Source organism: Thalassotalea litorea (genome assembly GCF_043642205.1).
GTDB lineage: Bacteria > Pseudomonadota > Gammaproteobacteria > Enterobacterales > Alteromonadaceae > Thalassotalea_A > Thalassotalea_A litorea.
Map to the genome: position 1 here is coordinate 1 of NZ_JBHZSG010000080.1, position 3,123 is coordinate 3,123.

1 protein-coding gene is annotated in these 3,123 nt (G+C 45.5%); it reads right to left on the reverse strand.

The window, feature by feature from the left end; all coding sequences use genetic code 11:
* Window positions 1-258: 258 nt before the first annotated feature.
* Window positions 259-3,123, reverse strand: a 2,865-nt coding sequence (locus ACHUFQ_RS16910) for a TonB-dependent receptor (RefSeq protein ID WP_394177025.1), incomplete at its 5' end; no start/stop codon positions are given.

The following is a 3,123-nucleotide window of genomic DNA, read 5'->3' on the forward strand; positions in this document are numbered from 1 at the left end:
AAAATGGTTTTAGTGGCTCCTAATGCTTATAGGTTTATTTGATTAAAGACTCTGAGAATGGCCGGGAAAGAGGCGCTGACAATGCTTTGCAAACACGATTGGCTGTGTTGTTGAGGGTATAGTCTGGAGGTAAAGTGTTGGCGATTGAGCCTTGGCCATCAACCTTAACCGTTTACGGGTACCAACGGCCTTTTCCATGACATAAAAAAACTGCCTCATAAAGAGGCAGTTTTCATTTATGGTTAAAATCGATTGCGATTAGAACTTGTAGCTTGCACCGATCGTAATACGACGATCTGGTAAACCTACGAAACAAAGCAATGCGTCTTGGTTAACACAGTACTGATCGATGCGCTCTTCGGTTAAGTTCACACCTTCAATACCGACTACGAAGTTGTCAGTCACGTCATAGTTTACACTCGCATTTAACTGACCACGGTCATCGGTAACAACCGGGAAGCTAAGCGTACTACTACCACTGGTGTTTGCACCACCGGCGAAATCTTGCGTACGGAACGCTTCACGCCATGTGTAACGCATACGCGCAGATAGACCATACTTTTCATAGTAAAGCGTAAAGTTGTAGGCATTTTCTGAGAAATCTAACAACCCACGCTCGGCACAGATACCTTCGCCAAGTACAACCGCACCACGACCTGAGGTACAATCTTCAACTGAACCACCTGAGAAGTCCTGGATGGTGTAGTTGGCGATCACACCAAAACCCGATGCCCAACCTAAGTCTTTCTCAAAATCTGCAAGTCCATATTGGAAAGCAAATTCAAAACCAGATTGTGTCGTCGTTTCTGGATCGTTACCTGGAGTGGTTTTATCCACACACAAACCTAATGAGTTCGGATCACCTAACTGGTTAGGCACAACTTGTGGGTTAAAGAAACCGCCATCTTCACATGGGGCCGTAGCATCACGCTCTAAACCACCTGTGGTTGTGCTCGATGGATACAGTGCTGCACCTTCAAAGTTAGTACCAAAGATGTTGGTACGCTCTTTCTTAAAGTAACCAACGCTGGCAATTGCTGCCGGTGCAAAATACCACTCCACACTGATATCAAACGAGTCGACTTCTTCTGGCTCTAGTCCTGGGTTACCCAAGGCAACCGCTGAGTTTTCCTGGTTGTCTAAGGTATAACCTGTTCCTAGCTGATCGAAATCAGGACGTCTAAGGTCGGTACCGTAACCTAAACGAACCAATAAATCATCGGTAGGCTCGATCACAAGGTTTAAACGAGGTAATAGGAAGTCATAACTACCGCTGGTGGTTTCCAGCATTTCTTCCGGGTTATAACCGGTTGAATCAACGTCGGTTTCGATATAACGAACACCAAGGTTACCGCGGATAAAGTCACCGTATTCAAAGTTTACCTGTGCATATAATGCTTGGGTTTCTTCTTCGATTTTACGGTATGCATTTTTGCGTTCCTGAATGTCAAGAATATCCGGAGAGTCCGGGTCGTGAGCAATCACGGCATTCTGTAATGTGTCGATCACATATTGAGGATCAGAGAAAGATTTATCCGGGTCGACCAATAAGAAGTCTTTGACAAACAAATCACGACCATCGGCATCATTGTAGTTGTCCGGACCTTTCACAAGTAAATCTGCAAATAAGTCACCGCTTGGACTATCAACTAATTGACTGAAACCACCAATTCTATCGCCAATATCGCGATATTCATGAGATGTTTTATTGTAACGATAACCCACATCCACCGAGGTGATAACATCAATGGCATCGATGAAGTAGCTGGCATCGATACGGAACGCATCTTCGGAGTTTTCCGTGGTATCCGCACCAACATCGACCTGATCTAAGATCATGTTGGCAGGATCGGTTAACTGAGCTGCCGTTGGCGCATATGGGGAGTCAAAGTTAATGCCCCATGCCAGAGAGCCACCGGATAAGTCATACGAGAAAGGCACACAGTTATCATTACTGGTACCATCTTGTGGACAGTTCGGGTTCATAAAGTTAATGGTGGTACTTAAGTTCGGGTTCTCAGTATCTGAAGAAGAGCTTGAGATAGACGCGCTGACTTTTAGGTTATCACCTTGCCATTCACCGCCGAACGCAAACATTTTACTGTCGGTTACACGAGAGCCGGTATCACTTGAAAAACGTAAATTCGGATCATCGTCATCAACTTCGGTCAGGTTAGGTTCAATGTTACCAACCAACGCGGCTTGCTTAGAGCCAAGGTTCACGCCACTTATGCTACCAAAGTTAATGGTTTCGAATTGTGACGGAATACTGTCATTTTTCAATGCACTAACGCCCGAGGCCTGGATACGGTATGAATCCTGACTACGTTGTTGGTCATTTAAAATGGCATCTAAATGAAACTTAAGGTTTTCATTTGGCGCCCACTCAAACGTGGTTGCCAGGTTTTTGGTTTCATAATCGTAGTTTTCCTGCTCTTGTACTAAGAACTGGATCCCCATCCACTCATTGGTGCCATCGGTTGAGATGTTGTCACGGTCAGTACGCGGACGGAAAGATACGGATTCTTGCTCGGTGTAACTACCAGTGATGATAAAACCGAACTTACCCGCATCGGTTTCCCAGTTGTCACCGTAGGCACCGGAAACACGAGGTTGCAGACCTTCGTCACTCAAGCTACTTTGTTCACCTTGTACGCGAACTGAGCCGAGGGTATCGGATAATTCTAACGGACGGATGGTACGTAGGTTGATGGTACCACCCACAGAGCCTTCGATAGTTTTGGCATCTGGTGCTTTAATGACTTCCACAGCAGAAATGATGGATGCGTTCACATCTTCAAAATTGATACCACTGCGACCACCACCAGCACCAACGGTAGAAACCCCGTTGATCTCAACACGGTTAGCATTGGTACCACGAATTTGTACGCCGGTACCGACACCTGCGGTACGGGTGATTTGAACACCAGTGATGTTTTCTAGTACTTCGGCTAAGTTTTGATCGGGTAATTTACCGATATCAACGGCTTGAATAACTTCTTTTAAGTTATCAGCAGATTGTTTCTCGGCGGTAGCATTGGTAAGTGCAGAGCGAATACCGGACACTTCGATAACTTCGATATCTTGATTGCTTGCTGTTGAATTGTCTTCTTGTGCGTAGGC